The sequence below is a fragment of the Rhizobacter sp. P3_B12 genome (assembly GCF_056402895.1).
The window spans coordinates 1-1,167 of record NZ_JBFUGN010001417.1 but is presented as its reverse complement, the minus strand read 5'-3'; the positions used below and the strand labels follow the sequence as shown (position 1 = coordinate 1,167).

At 66.0% G+C, this 1,167-nt stretch carries 1 protein-coding gene; it reads right to left on the bottom strand.

The genetic code is table 11. From position 1 onward, the window contains the following. Positions 1-90: 90 nt before the first annotated feature. The coding region (locus AC1D01_RS35730; protein ID WP_477874411.1) for a pectate lyase family protein at positions 91-1,167 on the bottom strand (1,077 nt) is incomplete at its 5' end.

The window sequence follows — 1,167 nt, the reverse complement described above, 5'->3', positions numbered from 1 at the left end:
CCCAGGTGGTGTCCTGCGACCCGCCACCGCAACCGCCCAGCAGCACGGCCGACACCGCGATGAACAACGGGCCCAGGCCCGCGCCGGTTCTCATGGCTTGACCGTCAGCTTGCCGACGCCGGCTTGCGCCTGCACCGAAGCCTTCACCGACGCCGCCGGCAGCAGCGCGCTGCGGCTGTAAGGCACCGTCCAGCCCACGTCGCTCGAGAAGCTGCACTGCGACATGTTCAGCGCCGCGCCGTTCAGCAGCGAGCCGGCTTCGGCGATCGCGCCGGTCTTGCTCGACGAGCCCGGGTTCTTCATCACGCTCGCGCAGCTGTTGGCGCCCTGGATCTCGAACACGTTGTTCTCCGAGATGATCTTCGCCAGGTAGGCCACGCCGATGCTGTAGCCGTACGGGTAGGCCGCGTTGGCCGTGCTGCCCTGGTAGAGGTTGTTGTAGACGTGCACCTTGCCGAAGCGAACGCGCGGCGCGCGCTCGGTGATGTTGGTGAACAGGTTGTTGTGGAAGGTCACCGTCAGGTGGCCGTTGTCGGAGGTCTTGCTGTCCGACGAGCCGATCAGGTTGTTCTTGTCGTGCTGGTCGAAGACGTTGTTCGAGATCGTCACGTAGTCCGAACCGTTCTTCACGTCCAGCGAGCCGTCATGGCACTGCTTGCGCTTGCCGTTGACGACTGCGAGCAGGTCGTCGGTGACCGGGGAATCGGTGAACCGGTTGTGGTCGATCCAGACGTGGGTCGAGTCGTCCACCGTGATGCCGTCGAACTCCGAGTTCCAGTTGCCGCTGGAGCCGTCGTTCGGGTCCCACAGCGGCGACACGTCGCACGGGTCGATGATGGTCAGGTTGCGCACGATCACGTTGTCGACGCCGTTGATCTTGATGTTCGCGTTGACGAAGCCGGCAGTCGCGCCGACGCCGATCAGCGTCGTGTTGCTGCCGAGCTTCAGCTCACCGCGATTGGCCTGGTCCGAGGTGCTCTTGAAGGCGCCGCCGTTGTCGGCTGCCGCCATGTCGATGCGACCGGTGACCTTGATGATCTTCGCGTTGTCGCCGCCCGCCTTGATCGCGGCGAGCAGTTCGGTCGCGGTGTCGACCCGGTAGATCGCCGCAGCCGCTGCGGTCGAGCCGCCGCGCGTGCCGCCGGACTGGCTGGCCCAGCCGGTGCC